At 66.4% G+C, this 15,111-nt stretch carries 14 protein-coding genes; 5 read left to right on the top strand and 9 right to left on the bottom strand.

Annotated elements, in window-relative coordinates:
- Positions 1–60 precede the first annotated feature (60 nt).
- A complete protein-coding gene (gdhA, locus tag ACTJKQ_RS05945; RefSeq protein WP_440596303.1) occupies positions 61–1,404 on the bottom strand; it encodes an NADP-specific glutamate dehydrogenase in 1,344 nt (447 codons plus the stop codon).
- A gap of 275 nt (positions 1,405–1,679) precedes the next feature.
- Between gdhA and ACTJKQ_RS05950 the strand changes: the two genes are divergently transcribed.
- Positions 1,680–2,843 (top strand): glycerophosphodiester phosphodiesterase, encoded by a 1,164-nt coding sequence (locus ACTJKQ_RS05950; protein WP_440596304.1) that lies wholly within the window; start codon positions 1,680–1,682, stop codon positions 2,841–2,843.
- Between the two features lie 87 nt (positions 2,844–2,930).
- On the opposite strand, the gene ACTJKQ_RS05955 is transcribed toward ACTJKQ_RS05950, so the two are convergent.
- Both ACTJKQ_RS05955 and mutL read right to left on the bottom strand, forming a co-directional pair.
- Positions 2,931–3,617 (bottom strand): hypothetical protein, encoded by a 687-nt coding sequence (locus ACTJKQ_RS05955; protein WP_440596305.1) that lies wholly within the window; start codon positions 3,615–3,617, stop codon positions 2,931–2,933.
- Between the two features lie 67 nt (positions 3,618–3,684).
- A complete protein-coding gene (gene mutL / locus ACTJKQ_RS05960; RefSeq protein ID WP_440596306.1) occupies positions 3,685–5,772 on the bottom strand; it encodes a DNA mismatch repair endonuclease MutL in 2,088 nt (695 codons plus the stop codon).
- Between the two features lie 108 nt (positions 5,773–5,880).
- Here mutL and ACTJKQ_RS05965 point away from each other — a divergent pair, with 108 nt between their 5' ends.
- A complete protein-coding gene (locus tag ACTJKQ_RS05965) occupies positions 5,881–6,528 on the top strand; it encodes a DedA family protein (RefSeq protein WP_056061629.1) in 648 nt (215 codons plus the stop codon).
- A gap of 113 nt (positions 6,529–6,641) precedes the next feature.
- Here ACTJKQ_RS05965 and ACTJKQ_RS05970 read toward each other — a convergent pair whose 3' ends face one another.
- The gene (locus ACTJKQ_RS05970; RefSeq protein WP_056061634.1) at positions 6,642–6,881 is read right to left on the bottom strand and encodes a glycine zipper 2TM domain-containing protein; all 240 of its coding nucleotides are present in this window, start codon (positions 6,879–6,881) and stop codon (positions 6,642–6,644) included.
- A 245-nt stretch (positions 6,882–7,126) separates the two neighbouring features.
- Here ACTJKQ_RS05970 and ACTJKQ_RS05975 point away from each other — a divergent pair, with 245 nt between their 5' ends.
- A complete protein-coding gene (locus tag ACTJKQ_RS05975; RefSeq protein WP_440596307.1) occupies positions 7,127–8,707 on the top strand; it encodes a methyl-accepting chemotaxis protein in 1,581 nt (526 codons plus the stop codon).
- A gap of 89 nt (positions 8,708–8,796) precedes the next feature.
- Here the strand turns inward: ACTJKQ_RS05975 and ACTJKQ_RS05980 are convergent, their stop codons facing one another.
- The 3 genes from ACTJKQ_RS05980 to tsaE form a co-directional block, all read right to left on the bottom strand.
- Positions 8,797–9,138, bottom strand: a complete 342-nt coding sequence (locus ACTJKQ_RS05980) for a cupin domain-containing protein (RefSeq protein WP_440596308.1) — start codon at positions 9,136–9,138, stop codon at positions 8,797–8,799.
- 119 nt (positions 9,139–9,257) lie between these two features.
- Complete coding sequence (locus ACTJKQ_RS05985) at positions 9,258–10,697, bottom strand: N-acetylmuramoyl-L-alanine amidase (protein ID WP_440596309.1); 1,440 nt, start codon at positions 10,695–10,697, stop codon at positions 9,258–9,260.
- Between the two features lie 6 nt (positions 10,698–10,703).
- Positions 10,704–11,222: a tRNA (adenosine(37)-N6)-threonylcarbamoyltransferase complex ATPase subunit type 1 TsaE gene (tsaE, locus tag ACTJKQ_RS05990; RefSeq protein ID WP_440596310.1), complete on the bottom strand. Its 519-nt coding sequence runs from the start codon at positions 11,220–11,222 to the stop codon at positions 10,704–10,706.
- Between the two features lie 12 nt (positions 11,223–11,234).
- On the opposite strand from tsaE, the gene queG reads away from it, so the two are divergent.
- The gene (gene queG, locus ACTJKQ_RS05995; protein WP_440596311.1) at positions 11,235–12,284 is read left to right on the top strand and encodes a tRNA epoxyqueuosine(34) reductase QueG; all 1,050 of its coding nucleotides are present in this window, start codon (positions 11,235–11,237) and stop codon (positions 12,282–12,284) included.
- A gap of 90 nt (positions 12,285–12,374) precedes the next feature.
- On the opposite strand, the gene ACTJKQ_RS06000 is transcribed toward queG, so the two are convergent.
- Both ACTJKQ_RS06000 and ACTJKQ_RS06005 read right to left on the bottom strand, forming a co-directional pair.
- Positions 12,375–13,022: a GDSL-type esterase/lipase family protein gene (locus ACTJKQ_RS06000; protein ID WP_440596312.1), complete on the bottom strand. Its 648-nt coding sequence runs from the start codon at positions 13,020–13,022 to the stop codon at positions 12,375–12,377.
- A complete protein-coding gene (locus tag ACTJKQ_RS06005) occupies positions 13,019–13,924 on the bottom strand; it encodes an AEC family transporter (RefSeq protein ID WP_056061656.1) in 906 nt (301 codons plus the stop codon). Before ACTJKQ_RS06005 ends, ACTJKQ_RS06000 begins: the two co-directional genes overlap by 4 nt.
- 187 nt (positions 13,925–14,111) lie before the next feature.
- Here ACTJKQ_RS06005 and ACTJKQ_RS06010 point away from each other — a divergent pair, with 187 nt between their 5' ends.
- Positions 14,112–15,077, top strand: coding sequence for a tripartite tricarboxylate transporter substrate binding protein BugE (locus ACTJKQ_RS06010; RefSeq protein ID WP_056743439.1), 966 nt, complete (start codon positions 14,112–14,114; stop codon positions 15,075–15,077).
- Positions 15,078–15,111 lie beyond the last annotated feature (34 nt).

Below are 15,111 nucleotides of genomic sequence, written 5' to 3' on the forward strand. Positions count from 1 at the left end.
GATTTGCTGCGTGAACAGGCTCTTGGAACGCAAACACATTCCAAGGCCCGGCCCTTCCCCTTACACCACGCCCTGCGCCAGCATGGCGTCGGCCACCTTCACAAAGCCGGCGATGTTGGCGCCGTCGATGTAGCTCACGCTGCCATCGGCGCGCTTGCCGTAGTGCAGGCAGGCTGCGTGGATGCCCTGCATGATCTGCAGCAGTCGGGCGTCCACCTCCTCGCGGGGCCAGGACAGGCGGGCGGCGTTCTGGCTCATCTCCAGGCCGGATGTGGCCACGCCGCCTGCGTTGCTGGCCTTGCCAGGGGCGTACAGCAAGCCTGCGGCCTCAAAGGCCTTGGCGGCCTCGATGGTCGAGGGCATGTTGGCGCCCTCGGCCACGCAGAGCACGCCGTTCTGGATCAGCGTTTTCGCGTCGTTCTCGTCCAGCTCGTTTTGCGTGGCGCAGGGCAGGGCCACGTCCACCTTCACATGCCAGGGGCGGACACCGGCTTCAAACTTCACACCTGTGCGGGCGGCGTAGTCGCTCACGCGGCCGTAGAGGTGGTTCTTCACATCCATCAGGATGGCGAGCTTTTCGGGAGTGAAGCCATCCTCGTCCACCACGGTGCCGCTGGAGTCCGACACCGTCACCACCTTGGCGCCCAGCTCCATCGCCTTTTGCACGGCGTATTGCGCCACGTTGCCCGAGCCGGACACCGACACGCGCAGGCCGTCGAACGAACGGCCTCGGGTCTTGAGCATTTCCTGCGCAAAGTACACCGTGCCGTAGCCTGTGGCTTCAGGGCGGATCAGCGAGCCGCCGAACGACAGGCCCTTGCCGGTGAACACGCTGGCCGCGTTGTTGGCCAGCTTTTTGTACATGCCCGCCATGAAGCCCACCTCGCGGCCGCCCACGCCGATGTCGCCGGCGGGCACATCGGTGTCGGGGCCCACATGGCGGTACAGCTCGGTCACGAACGCCTGGCAAAAGCGCATGACTTCGCCAGGGCTCTTGCCCTTGGGGTCGAAATCAGAACCGCCCTTGCCACCACCCATGGGCAGCGTGGTCAATGCGTTCTTGAACGTCTGCTCAAACGCCAGGAACTTGAGCACCGACAGGTTGACCGACGGATGAAAACGCAGGCCGCCTTTGTACGGGCCGATCGCCATGCTGTGCTGGATGCGGTAGCCCCGGTTGACCTGCACGCCGTCATGGTCGTCCACCCAGGACACGCGGAACATCACGATGCGCTCGGGCTCCACCAGCCGCTCCAGCAGACCATGCTCGGCATAGCGCGGGTGCTGCGCGATGAACGGCCAAAGGCTTTCCATCACTTCGGTGACGGCTTGCAGGAATTCCGGCTGGCCGGGGTTGCGGAGCGCCACGTGGGAAAGGAAGCTCTCGGCGGTCGCGTGTTTCATGGTTCAAAAGGCTTTCAGCATCAAAAGTCAACAACGTCAAAGATCGCTAACGCACCGGTTTGGCGCACTGCAACATCGAATTATGTTCAAAAGTTATACGTTTATGCCGATGCCTATGCACAATGGTGGGGAATGTGGCCGAGATATTTGCCACATATTGGTGCGGTTGGTGTGTGGTGCGGCCGTCATGCGTTTGCAAAACGGACGTCATGGTCTTGTCACATGCCGACCCCACAGTTCGGCGGTTCTACCAACAACATAGCGAGGAGAAGAGCATGCACATCACTGGTGTGAAATGGGGAGCGCTGGCCATGGTGGCCACGCTGGCAGCCTGCGGCGGCAGCGACAACTATCCGTACCCCACCCTGAACGGCGACAAGCCCCTGGTGATCGGCCACCGGGGCACGGCGGGCTACCGGCCCGACCACACGCTGGAGGGCTACAAGCTGGCCATCGACATGGGCGCCGACTTCATCGAGCCCGACCTGGTCGCCACCAAGGACGGTGTGCTGGTTGCCCGCCATGAGCCCAACATCACGGGCACCACGGATGTCTCCACCCGCGCCGAGTTTGCGGGCCGCAAGACCAAGAAAGTGGTCGATGGCGTAGAGGAGGAAGGCTGGTTTGTCACCGACTTCACCCTGGCCGAACTCAAGACCCTGCGCGCCATCCAGCCTCTGTCGGACCGCGACCAGTCGTACAACGGCAAGTTCCAGATCCCCACCTTTGAAGAAGTGCTGGACCTGGCCAAGACCGAAGGCGCCAAGGCTGGCCGCGCCGTGGGCGTGTACCCCGAAACCAAGCACCCCACCTACCACGTCAAGCAAGGCTTGCCGCTGGAAGACCGCCTGCTGGCCATCCTGGCCAAGTACGGCTACACCTCCAAGAGCTCGCCCGTCATCATCCAGTCGTTCGAGGTTTCCAACCTCAAGTACCTGCGCACCAAGACCCAGGTGCGCCTGGTGCAGCTGGTGGACGCGGACGATGTGAACCCCGATGGCACCATGTCGCTGGTGGCCCCGTACGACAAGCCCTATGACTTTGCCGTGGCCGGTGACTCGCGCACCTTCGCCAGCCTGCTGACCCCCGCAGGCCTCAAGGAAGTCAAGACCTATGCCGACGGCATTGGCCCCTGGAAGCCGTACCTGATCCCCTCCAAGCAAGTGGATGCCAACAAGGACGGCAAGGCCGACGACCTGAACGGCGACGGCAAGATCGACGAGCGCGACCGCGTGATGATGGCGCCCACCGACGTGGTGAAGAACGCCCACGCCGAGGGTCTGTTCGTGCACGCCTACACGTTCCGCAACGAAGCCAAGCGCCTGGCCTCGGACTTCAAGGGTGATCCCAAGGCCGAGTACAAGCTGTTCTTCAACCTGGGTGTGGACGGCGTGTTCAGCGACTTTGCCGACACCGCCAAGGCTGCGCGGGACAACTGACCGCGACATCGGCCGTGACAGTGCGGCGTGCCGAACGCCCACAAAAAAGCCCGCATGCGCGGGCTTTTTTTATGCATTGCGCTTGTGTCAGAACCCCAGCGCAAACCCCAGGCTCAATAAGGTGCGCCCTTGCTGGCGGCCCACGGTAGCATCGAGTTGCTTGCCAGGCGCCCACTCCCACCGTGCACCCGTCTGAAAGGTGGGGGCGCTGCCCCGGGTGCCAAAGGCCTCCAGGTGCGGCGTGATGGCACCCCAGCTGCGTTCCACCGATGCGCCCCAGGTGGCGCGCCAGGACTGGCCGCGCTCGCGCTGGCTGCCCAGGTTGGCATTGACCACGCCCCAGGTCCCGGCGCATGTGCCGATGAGGTTGAGCGCGACCACGCTGCCTGCGCTCTGCCCGGCACCTTGGCGCCGGTGCACGACACCGGCACTGCTGCCTGCGTTGCAGCCCTGCTCCTGTGCGGGGCTCCAAAGCCACTTGGCCTGCACGCCTTGCAGGATGTGGCGCTCGTTGCGGTCACGTGCCAACACGGCGCCCAACTCCAGTCCGGCCATGGGGGTGAAGGCAGGGGCCATGTACACCGTGCCGGGCTGGCCGCGCTGGCCCTCCCACCACACTTCGACGTGACCATGGCCCACCTCGTCCACGCCCGCATCGTCCACGGTCAGGGGGCGCCCGGCGTGGGCGGACCAGGCCACGCACAGGGTGGTAGTGGCTGCCAGCATGCGCGATGCGGTGGCGTGGGTGGTACGGTGGTAGCGGTGCTGGGTCATGGAGGGCGGTGGGCAATGGCTGGAGGAAAGGGCTCTGGCTATGTCGCGGGCGGGGAAGTGCCCGCCGTTACCGACCGCGCAGGAACAGCGCATCCAGCTCCTTCATGCTCAACTGCCGCCAGGTGGGGCGGCCGTGGTTGCACTGGTCGGAGCGGTCGGTGGTTTCCATCTGGCGCAGCAGGGCGTTCATCTCGTCGATGGTGAGCTTGCGGTTGGCCCGCACGGCACCGTGGCAGGCCATGGTGCCCAGGATTTCATTGCGGGCGCGTTGCACCACGGTGGTGGCGTCGTGGGCGGCCAGCTCGGCCAGCACGCTGCGGGCCAGCTCCACCGGGTCGCCCTGCGCCAACGTGATGGGCACTGCGCGCACGGCCAGCGTCTTGGGCGAGAAGGGCACCACCTCCAGGCCCAGCGTGGCCAGCACGTCGGCAGACTCTTCGGCCGTGGCGACTTCCTGCGGCGTGGCAGCGAAGGTGGCGGGGATCAGCAAGGGCTGGCTGGCAATGCGCGCGCCACTGTCCACCTGGGCCTTCAGGCGTTCGTAGACGATGCGCTCGTGGGCGGCATGCATGTCCACCACCACCATGCCCTGGGCGTTTTCGGCCAGGATGTACACGCCGTGCAACTGGGCCACGGCCTTGCCCAGGGGCCAGGCGGTTTCGTTGCCATCGCGGCCCACAGGCCAGGCCGTGGGTGGGTTGCTGGCCGAGGGCTCGGTGGGGGAGCCTGCAACCGGAGCGGCAGTCTGTGCGGACGGCGCACCGTCCCAGGGCGTGGCAGATGCATGGTATGCGGCAGGCGTTGCCCATGCTGCGGGCGCATCTGCCTGGGCTGAGGGCGCCCACAAACCGCCCACGGCCGCGCCAGATGCGGGGTCTGCCACGGGGCTGGCAGGCGTCGCACTGCGCGGCCTCCACAGAGCCTGCAGGTCTTCCACACGGTGACCACGTTCTTCAAATTTGATAGCGGCCTGGGCATTCCACACCGGCGCTTGGGGCGTCTGGGGCTTGAAATGCTCCCCATCACCGGCTGCGGAGGGGCTGGGTGCCGCCGCAGCCGCTGCCAATGCAGCCGCCCGTGGCGCAGCCAGCGCGTTTTCCACCGCATGGCGCACGGCCTGGTGCACCTCGCGGCTGTCGCGAAAGCGCACCTCGATCTTGGTGGGGTGCACGTTCACGTCCACACGCGCCGGGTCGATCTCGACATACAGCGCATAAATGGGCTGCTTGTGCCCGTGCAGCACGTCCTCGTAGGCGCTGCGGGCGGCGTGCGTGAGGACCTTGTCGCGCACGAAGCGGCCGTTGACGTAGCAATACTGGTGGTCGGGCCGCGAGCGCGCCGCGTCGGGCAGGCCTGCGCGGCCGGTGACGGTGACCGGGCCCACGCGGTGCTGCACGGCGACCGACTGGGTGACGAAGTCTTCGCCCAGCACGTCCGACAGGCGGCGGGCCAGCGCGTCATGGGCGTCCTGCGGATCACCCTGGCCCGGCACAAAGGTGGCGCGCCACTGCTCCACCAGCTTGCCTTCGTGCCAGATGGCAAAGCCCACGTCGGGCCGTGCCAGTGCGTGGCGGCGCACGGATTCAATGCAGTGCGCCAGCTCGGTGGCGTCGGTCTTCAAGAACTTGCGGCGCGCGGGCGTGGAGAAGAACAGTTCCTTCACCTCCACCGTGGTGCCGGTGCTGCGCGCGGCGGGGCGCAGCTCCCCACTGCGGGCGTCCAACAAGAAGGCGCTGGCCTGCGCGGCCGGGCGCGAGAGCAGGGCCATCTCCGACACCGAGGCAATCGCTGCCAATGCCTCGCCCCGAAAGCCCATGGTGGCAACGGTCTCCAGGTCGTTCAGGTTGGTGATCTTGCTGGTGGCGTGGCGGCGCAGGGCCACGGGCAGCTCTTCTTGCGGGATGCCGCCGCCATCGTCCTCCACGGTGATCAGCCGCACGCCACCGGCCGACAGGCGCACGGTGATCTGCGTGGCACCCGCATCGAGCGCGTTGTCCACCAGCTCGCGCACCACCGAAGCGGGGCGCTCCACCACTTCACCCGCAGCAATCTGGCTGATGAGTTCATCGGGCAGATCGCGGATGGGGCGGCGCGTGGTGGTGGGGGGGCTGGAGGCGGGCTGCGCCGCTGCGAGGAAGGGGGTGGTGTCGTTCACCCACCGGATTTTAGGGCGGGGGCTGCGCAGGGGTATCGGGCTGGGGTGGGGCGTGATGGGGATAATGCGCCCACCTTTTTTCCGCGCCGCGCCCGGGCCCGCCTTTTCATGGAACTTGTCACTTTTCTCATCGACTTCATCCTGCATGTGGACAAGTATCTGGAGGCGTTTGTGCAGGCCTATGGCATGTGGGTGTACGCCCTGCTGTTTGCCATTGTGTTTGTCGAGACAGGCCTGGTGGTGATGCCGTTTTTGCCGGGCGACTCGCTGCTGTTCATCGTTGGCGCGCTGTGCGGTGCCGGCATGATGAGCTTTCCGCTGGCGTGTGCGGTGCTGCTGGCGGCGGCCATCTTGGGCGACCAGTGCAACTACTCCATCGGTCGCTACTTTGGCCCCAAGGTGTTCCAGTGGGAGGATTCGCGCTGGTTCAACCGCCGGGCGTTCAACCAGGCGCACGAGTTTTACGAGCGCTACGGCGGCATCACCATCGTGATCGCGCGTTTCATGCCCTTCATCCGCACGTTTGCGCCCTTCGTGGCGGGCGTGGCGGAAATGAATCGCGCCAAGTTCACCGCCTACAACGTGGGCGGGGCGCTGCTGTGGGTGCTGGGCATTGCCACGGCCGGGTACTTCTTCGGCAACTTTGCCTGGGTCAAGGAGAACCTGGACAAGATCATCTGGGCGATGATTTTTGTGCCGGGCCTGATCGCCATCTTTGGCGCCTGGCGCGCCGGGCGCCAGGCCCGCACAGCCTGACAGGCAGCGAATTTGCTACAAATAAAAGAGCGGCAGGCGCATGATTTACATGCGCCTGCCGCTCTTTTTATGCCCAGATCAACGCTCTGGGCGGGGAGGGAATTCCCAGAAGCTTAACGACGGTAAGGGCGGCGTTGGTCGCGGTCTTCGCCCACTTCATGGCCGATGAGGGCGCCGGCAGCGGCACCGCCGATGGTGCCCACAGGGCCGCCGAAGATGGCGTTACCGGCAACGCCGCCGACCACGGCGCCGACGCCAGTGCCGACCTGGGCGTTGGTGGGGTTGGATGCACAACCACCCAGTGCCAGGGCCGCAGTGCAGGTAGTCGCAAGAAGAATGTGACGGATGTTCATGGCGAGATTCCTTGATGGTTGTGGAGTCAGGCCGTGGTCCCCAAACCGCGGTAGCGGCTGAAGCTCGACCTGTGCCTCTACTGTCGCTGCCCGGCCGCGCGGTGGCTGTAGGCAGGCAAGGGTGCTGGGTGTAGGACAGGCGGCACAGGAGGAACTAAGGGTTTCCCTGCGCCTGTCGCTGTTGCCAACCGGGTTGCGCAGGCAGATCATTTCCTTGTCATACAAAACTTACACAAGGACACGCGATGACCCAGCACATCCAGCAAGCCGGCCGGGGCGGCGTGGGCACCCAGCTGACGGTGGCGCAGCAGATCGGGTTGATTGTGGGCGTGGCGGTGCTGGCGCTGGTGGTCGTCCTGGCGCTGAGCCTGGTGCGTGTGCAGCGCCTGGGGGCCACGGTGGATCAGCTGGCCACCGAGCAGGTGGAGCGGCTGCAACTGGCGCTGCGCTGGCGCAGCAACATCGCCGTCAATTCCACGCGTGTGTTCTCCATCGCCCAGACCGAGGGCGATGACCTCCAGAACTATTTCAAGGAGGCAGTGGCCGCCACCACCGCCGACACCAGCAAGGTGCAAAAGCGCTATACCGAGCTGGAAAACAGCCCGGAGGGCCTGCGCATCCAGGAAGAGCTGGCCACCATCCGCAAGTCGTACCTGGAGTCGCGCGACAAGTCGCTGGAGCTGAAAAAGGCGGGTGACATGGCCCAGGCGCGCGCCTATGCGCTGGGCACATTTGCGCCAGTGCTAGACAAGTACAACGCCGTGGCCGACAAGATGGTGGATTACCAGGTGCGCCGCTCGGCCGAGCAGGCGGCCGAGGCGGCAGAGCTCATCCAGTCCTACCGCATGACCGTGCTGGTGGCGGGTTTGGCAGGGCTGGCGCTGCTCGTGGTGCTGTCGTGGGTGGTGGTGCAGCGCATCCGCCGCTCGCTGGGGGCGGTGAGCGCGGTGGCGCAGCGCATTGGCGAGGGTGACCTGTCCCAACCCATCGAGGTGCAAGGGCGTGGCGAGGTGGCCGAGATGATGCGTGCCATGCAGGGCATGCAGACCTCGCTGGTGCGCATCGTGGGCGACGTGCGGCACAGCAGCGACAGCATTGCCACGGGCTCCAGCGAGATCGCCATGGGCAATGCCGACCTGAGCCAGCGCACCGAGGAACAGGCCAGCAACCTGGAGGAAACGGCCGCCTCCATGGAAGAGATCACCAGCACCGTGAAGAACAACGCCGACACCGCGCGCAAGGCCGCGACGCTGGCCGGCTCGGCATCGCAGGCGGCGGTCAAGGGCGGCGAGGTGGTGGGACAGGTGGTGACCACCATGCAGGACATTTCGGCCGCGTCCCGAAAGATCACCGACATCATCAGCGTGATCGATGGCATCGCGTTCCAGACCAATATCCTGGCGCTGAACGCGGCGGTAGAAGCAGCCCGTGCCGGCGAGCAGGGCCGTGGGTTTGCAGTGGTGGCCAGCGAGGTGCGCAGCCTGGCCCAGCGCAGCGCCGAGGCGGCCAAGGAGATCAAGGCCCTGATCAGTGCCAGTGTGGAGAAGGTGGAGAACGGCACCCAGCTGGTGAGCAACGCCGGGCAGAGCATGGAAGACATCGTCGCCCAGGTGCAGCGGGTGAGCGACCTGATTGGCGAAATCTCCAGCGCCACGGGCGAGCAGACCATCGGCATCAGCCAGGTGGGCGAGGCGGTGATGCAGCTGGACCAGGTCACCCAGCAGAATGCGGCTCTGGTGGAGCAGAGCGCTGCGGCGGCTGACAGCCTCAAGCACCAGGCGGCGCGGTTGTCAGAGATCGTGAGCGTGTTCCGGCTGGGGCGCTGACCGCCTTCAGTGCCGCACGGTCTACACCCCCTCAGGCCTTCGGGGCCCGGAGTGCAAAGAAGCCAATAAGCCAAGAGGCCGAAGAGGCCTCAGGTTTTCTCCGCAGGCTTGAGGCACATCGTCACCAGCAGTGAGGCAGGTTCTACCGCCTTGAGCGAATGCAGCGCGCGCGGTGCCAGGTGCACAAAGTCGCCGGGATGCAATTGCTGCACGCCCAGCTCGCTCGCAAACTCCACCATGCCCTCGATGCACTGCACGGTGGCCTCGCCGGGCGTCTGGTGTTCTTTCATGGATTTGCCCACGGGCAGGACCACCCGCATGACTTCGAGCTGGCCGGCTTTGAGGACGGCGGTGGTGACGGTGTCGGCCAGTCGTGCTCCCAGGGGACGCACGCTGACGATCTGACCAGATTGGGCGTGGGGCAGGGCCATGGCAGTTCTCCTTGCTGGCCAAGGCGCGGTGCGCGCCCGGCCGATGCAGGCTACTGTGCCTGCAGTTGGCAGTGCGCGCAAGGTGGGCTGGCCGTCCCGCGCGCGATGTCCCTGCCTGCCTACACCGATCGGCTGCGCGCCAGTGGCGGGTTCTTGGCGAAGTAGCGCGTGATGCCGCGCATCAGCGCGTCGGCCAGCTGCTCCTGGTAGGCGCTGCTGCGCAGGCGCTTTTCTTCTTCGGGGTTGCTGATGAACGCGGTTTCGACCAGCACGCTCGGGATGTCGGGCGCCTTCAGCACCGCAAAGCCCGCCTGCTCCACGCGCGGCTTGTGCAGCTTGCCCACGTTGCCGATCTCGCCCAGCAGCACGGTGCCCAGCTTGAGGCTGTCGTTGATCTGCGCGGTGGTGCTCATGTCCAGCAGCGCGCGCTGCACATGCTGGTCCTTGGACTGCACGTTGATGCCGCCCACCAGGTCGGCCTGGTTCTCCTTGTTGGCCAGCCAGCGGGCGGCCGTGCTGGAGGCCCCGCCCTGGCTCAGCGCAAACACGCTGGCGCCACGGGCCTCGGGCGTGGTGAAGGCGTCGGCATGGATGGAGACGAACAGGTCGGCCTGCACGCGCCGGGCTTTTTGCACGCGGGTGCCCAGGGGCACAAAGTAGTCGCCGTCGCGCGTGAGGTAGGCGCGCATGGGGTTGCCACCCACGGTGGTGGCGTTGATGCGGTCGCGCAGCAGGTGGGCCACGCGCAGCACCACGTCTTTTTCGCGGGTGCCGGAGGGGCCGATGGCGCCGGGGTCTTCGCCCCCGTGGCCTGGGTCGAGTGCCACGATGATGATGCGGTCGGTCTCGGTGGCTGTGGGGCGGTTGCCAGGTCGTGAGGGCGCGGCAGGGGCGGCGCTGGGCGCGGGTGCTGCGGCCACCACGGGCGGTTGGGCTGTGGTGCCGGACTGCGCGGGGCCATTGGCGCGTTGCGCGATCAGGTCGCCCAGCGGGTCGTGCTCTGCGGCGCGGGCTGTGGCCGGTGCGGGCGATGGCACAGGCGTGGCGGCCGGGCCGCTGGCATCGCGCAGGCGCTCGGCAATCAGTGCCTCCAGCGGGTCCACAGGCGCTGCGGGGTACAGGTCAAACACCAGCCGGTGGCGGTAGGCGGCGACGGGCGGCAGGGTGAACACCTGCGGCATGGCGGGCTGCTTGAGGTCCACCACCAGGCGCACCACACCCGGTGCGTTCTGGCCCACGCGGATGCCCGCGATGTTGGGGTCGTCGGGTTTGACCTTGGCCACCAGTTCGCGCAGCTCGGGGCTCAGGTCGATGCCCTCGATGTCCACCGCCAGGCGCGGCGGTGAGGTCACGAAGAACTGCTTGGCCACCAGCGCGCCATCGGACTCGATGGTCACCCGCGAGTATTCGGGTGCGGGCCAGACGCGCACGGCCACGATGGTGGCGCCGCGTGCAATCTGCTGTGCGCCCAGCAGCAGCACCAGGCTGCTGGCGCGCAGCACGGCACGGCGCGATGGCTGGGAAGCGGCGTGGCGGTCGGGCAGGGTGGGTTCGTTCACGGTGTCTCAGAGAGCTTGCAGCAGGCTGCGCCCCGTGGCGGTGGGGGCATGCAGCGTGACCTTCCTTTCGGTGTCATCCATTGCTTCAATGTGGATAGCAAGGTCTGCAAGCGGGGTAAGCGCTGCGGCCTTTTCCGGCCATTCTGCCACCTTGAGACCGGGGTTGGCAAAAATGTCCCTGAAACCGGCGTCTTCCCACTCGCGCGGATCGTCAAAACGGTAGAAGTCGAAGTGCCAGATCGAGAGACCCGGCGCCTCGTGGGGCTCCACCACTGCGTAGGTGGGACTCTTGATGCGGCCCTGCACGCCCAGCGCGCGCAGCAGGTGGCGCACCAGGGTGGTCTTGCCCGCGCCCAGGTCGCCGTGCAGGGTCACGAAGGCGTTGGCCAGCAGGGGCTGGGCGGCCAGGCGCTGGGCAAAGGCGGCGGTGTCTTCCTCGCTGTGCCAGGTGACATGGCGCGTGGCTTTGGCCGCAGCATCGGTGCCGCTTTCTACAATCTGGCCGGTATGTGGTGCAACAGTCAACTCGTTCCTCAAATGCAGGAGTGGGCCCGCGAGCTGGGATTTTCCCAAATCGGCGTGGCGGGGGTGGACTTGTCTGCGGCCGAGCCGGGTCTTGCGGCCTGGCTGGAGCAGGGGTTCCATGGTGACATGCATTACATGGCATCCCACGGCATGAAGCGCGCGCGCCCGGCCGAGCTGGTGCCCGGCACCGTGAGTGTGATCACGGCGCGCATGGATTATTTGCCGCGCGATACGGCCAGGGATGCGCCCGGGGGCTGGCAGGCGGCCGAACTCTCACGCCTTCAGCGCCCGCACGAGGGCATCGTCTCCGTCTATGCCCGTGGCCGGGACTACCACAAGGTGCTGCGCGCCCGTCTGCAAAAGCTCAGCGACCGCATTGCCGAGGCCATCGGCCCGTTTGGCCACCGCGTGTTCACCGACTCCGCGCCGGTGCTGGAGGCCGAGCTGGCCGCGCGCAGCGGCCAGGGCTGGCGCGGCAAGCACACGCTGGTGCTCAACCGCGAGGCGGGGTCCATGTTCTTTCTGGGCGAGATTTATGTGGACATGGCGCTGCCACTGAGCGAGCCCGTCACCCCACACTGCGGCAGCTGCAGCGCGTGCATCGACATCTGCCCCACACAGGCCATCGTCGCGCCGCACCGCGTTGACGCGCGGCGCTGCATCTCGTACCTCACCATCGAACACGCCGGGCCCATCCCTGTGGAGCTACGCCCGCTGATGGGCAACCGCATCTATGGCTGCGACGACTGCCAGCTGATTTGCCCCTGGAACAAGTTTGCGCAGGTCAGCCGCCTGCCGGATTTTGACGAGCGCAAGGGCCTGTCGGGCCTGCAGCTGGTGCACCTGTTTGCGTGGGACGAAGCCACCTTTTTGCGCATGACCGAGGGCGGCCCCATCCGCCGCATCGGCCATGAGCGCTGGCTGCGCAATGTGGCCGTGGCGCTGGGCAATGCGCTGCGTGCCACGGGCGATGGGGCCTTGCGCGCTGCGCTTCAGTCGCGCGCCGAGGATGCCAGCGCGCTGGTGCGGGAGCATGTGGCCTGGGCTCTGGACGCTGCTTGAGGGTGTTTTTGGAAGAAATAGCTTGGTAGCGCTAGTGCAATATGCCTTGGCAGCTATCAAAATAAGAGTGGTTGCCGTTGCTCCGGGTCCTCACTGCACCAGCAGCCCCGTCTGCCGCAAGGTGCCCACCAGCCCCTGGGCGAACTCCGCATATCCGGCAGCGTTGGCGTGGATCTGGTCCGACCGCAACCGCTCTTGCGCCAGCACGCTCGACCAGCCTTTGGCATGCAGCGGGATCTTCAGCTCTTCGGCAACCTCTTCGTACAGCGGGTGGTCGCTCAGGCGGCCGGCAGCGGCCATGAGCGACAGCTCCGGCACAGCCACCAGCAGCACCTGGGCGCCGCTGGCCCGTGCCTCGGTGCAGATGCGCAGGATGTTGGTGCGCGCGGTGGCAGCACTCTGGCGCCGCAAAAAGTCATTGCCGCCAATGCCCACGATGACCAGCGCGGGCTGGTGCTGTTGCAACAGGCCCGGCAGTCGCGCAAGCGCCTGGGCCGAGGTGTCGCCCGACACACCGCCGTTGACCACCTTCCAGCCCGTCAGGCGCGCCAGTTCGGCGGGGTAGGCGGTGTCGGCCGAGGCTCCCACGCCCGACGTGAGCGAGTCGCCCAGCGCCAGGACCGTGGCGCCTGCCGGGACGGCCTGGGCACGCGCAGGTTTGCGGCCGCAGGCGACCAGGCCGAACGCGGTGGCCAGGCTGGCGCCCAGCAGCCGCCTGCGGTTCAGACCCCGGCTCATCGCAGCACCCCCAGTGCAAACGGCAGGCTCACGATGCCCAGCAAGGTGGACAGCGTGACCAGCCCCGCCACATACGGCCCGTTGTAGCCCATGCGCGCCGCCAGCACATAGCATGTCGATGCCGTGGGCAAGGCTGCAAACGCCAGCAGCACCGTGGTCTGCACGGCATCGAGCCCGAACATGCGGGCCATGCCAAACGCCACGAGTGGCTGCACCAGGTGGCGGATGGCCAGCACCGACACGCTCAGCGTCTTGCCCCGCGTGAGCAGGCCAAACTGCAGCCCCGCGCCGGCCGCCATCAGGCCCAGCGCGAGCGACGCAGCGCTGATGCGGCTGACCGTGGGCACTGCCCATTCGGGGATCTGAAAGCCCAGCAGATTGGCCACCAGCCCCGAGGCGGTGGCGATGATCAGCGGGTTGCGCAACAGCTCGCGCGCAAAGCTGTGCTGCCCGTGCCGGGCCATGGGCCACACCGCAGCCACATTGAACAGCGGCACACACACGCCGATCAGCACCGCAATCATCAGCAGGCCCTGGGTGCCTGCCAGCCGCTCGGCAATCGCCAGGCCAATGAAGGAGTTGAAGCGGAACGCCACCTGCGCGCTGGCCGCATGGTCGCGCACATCGATGTGCTTGCCCACCCAGGGCCAGTGCGGCAGGCTGTAGGCCAGAGCGATGCCGATCACGCCCGACAGCATGCCCGCCCCGATCAGCCCCGACGCCGCGCCAATATCCATCGGGCTTTTGACGATGGACTGGAACAGCAGCACCGGGAACAGCAGGTAGTACACCAGGCTCTCCACCGGCTGCCAGACCGAGCGGTTCAGGGCGGTGTACCGGCAGATCAGGTAGCCCAGGAAGATGAGTGAAAAGTCGGGGAGCAGGAGTTGGGCGTAGTTCACACACCGAGAATACTTGATGCATGGCAAGCCGCACGGGGGCTCCCGGCAGGCTGAATGGGGCAGGGGGACTACCCACCCCCACTTTGTTTCTAGGGTTAGCCCTTATGTGGAATCCGCAGGGCGGTTTGGCGTGCGTTGGGCATACCATCTGCGCTGTTTGTTGTTACCCCGCACGAAGGAGATTTCCATGCATCGTCGTCAATGGCTTGCGCTGACCGTACTGGCTGCCGCAGCTGGATCGGCTGCCGCACAAGGCTACCCCAACAAGGTGATCCGGCTGGTTGTGCCCTTTGCACCCGGCGGCACCACCGACATCATTGCGCGCGTGATCGCCGAGCCCCTGGGCCGCGTGCTTGGCCAAAGCGTGATCGTGGACAACAAGGCCGGTGGCGGCGGCATTGTGGGTGCGGCCGAACTCGCCCGTGCCACGGCCGACGGCTATACGCTGGGCGTGGCCACCGTGTCCACCACCGCAGCCAACCCCGCCATCAACCCCAAGACGCCGTACAACCCGCTGACGGACTTCTCACCCATCATCAACATTGCGGCCACCCCCAACATCATCGCGGTGAACCCCAGCTTCCCGGCCAAGGACTACAAGGCGTTTGTGGCGGAACTCAAGAAGTCGCCTGGCAAGTATTCGTACTCGTCGTCTGGCACGGGCGGCATCGGCCACCTGCAGATGGAGCTGTACAAGAACCTCTCGGGCACCTTTGTGACCCACATCCCCTACCGCGGCGCGGGCCCGGCCCTGAACGACACCGTGGCCGGCCAGGTGCCCATGATTTTTGACAACCTGCCCTCGGCGCTGCCTTTCATCAAGGAAAACCGTCTGGTGCCCATCGTCGTTGCAGCGCCCCAGCGCGTAGCGGCCCTGCCCAACACGCCCACCTTCAAGGAACTGGGCCTGGAGCCGGTGAACCGCATGGCCTACTACGGCATCGTGGGCCCCAAGGGCCTGCCCAAGGATGTGGTGGACAAGATCAACGCCGGTGTGCGCAAGGCCCTGGAAGACCCGGCCGTGAAGAAGCGCATCGAAGACACGGGCTCGCTCGTGATCGGCAACACGCCCGAGCAGTTTGCCGAGCAGATCAAGGCCGAGTTCGCGGTCTACAAGGATGTGGTCGTCAAGCAGAAGCTGACGCTGGAATAAAAGCCACCGCCTCCGTCCCCAGCCGCCTTCGGGC

This window comes from Acidovorax sp. 22279 (assembly GCF_052045435.1).
Lineage (GTDB): Bacteria > Pseudomonadota > Gammaproteobacteria > Burkholderiales > Burkholderiaceae_C > Acidovorax > Acidovorax delafieldii.

Coding starts and splice junctions, on each gene's coding strand:
- ACTJKQ_RS06000 (WP_440596312.1), bottom strand. CDS start 13,022: ATGAGCCGGGGTCTGAACCGCAGGCGGCTGCTGGGCGCCAGCCTGGCC.
- gdhA (WP_440596303.1), bottom strand. CDS start 1,404: ATGAAACACGCGACCGCCGAGAGCTTCCTTTCCCACGTGGCGCTCCGC.
- ACTJKQ_RS05970 (WP_056061634.1), bottom strand. CDS start 6,881: ATGAACATCCGTCACATTCTTCTTGCGACTACCTGCACTGCGGCCCTG.
- ACTJKQ_RS05980 (WP_440596308.1), bottom strand. CDS start 9,138: ATGGCCCTGCCCCACGCCCAATCTGGTCAGATCGTCAGCGTGCGTCCC.
- ACTJKQ_RS05975 (WP_440596307.1), top strand. CDS start 7,127: ATGACCCAGCACATCCAGCAAGCCGGCCGGGGCGGCGTGGGCACCCAG.
- ACTJKQ_RS06010 (WP_056743439.1), top strand. CDS start 14,112: ATGCATCGTCGTCAATGGCTTGCGCTGACCGTACTGGCTGCCGCAGCT.
- ACTJKQ_RS05965 (WP_056061629.1), top strand. CDS start 5,881: ATGGAACTTGTCACTTTTCTCATCGACTTCATCCTGCATGTGGACAAG.
- ACTJKQ_RS05950 (WP_440596304.1), top strand. CDS start 1,680: ATGCACATCACTGGTGTGAAATGGGGAGCGCTGGCCATGGTGGCCACG.
- ACTJKQ_RS05955 (WP_440596305.1), bottom strand. CDS start 3,617: ATGACCCAGCACCGCTACCACCGTACCACCCACGCCACCGCATCGCGC.
- queG (WP_440596311.1), top strand. CDS start 11,235: ATGCAGGAGTGGGCCCGCGAGCTGGGATTTTCCCAAATCGGCGTGGCG.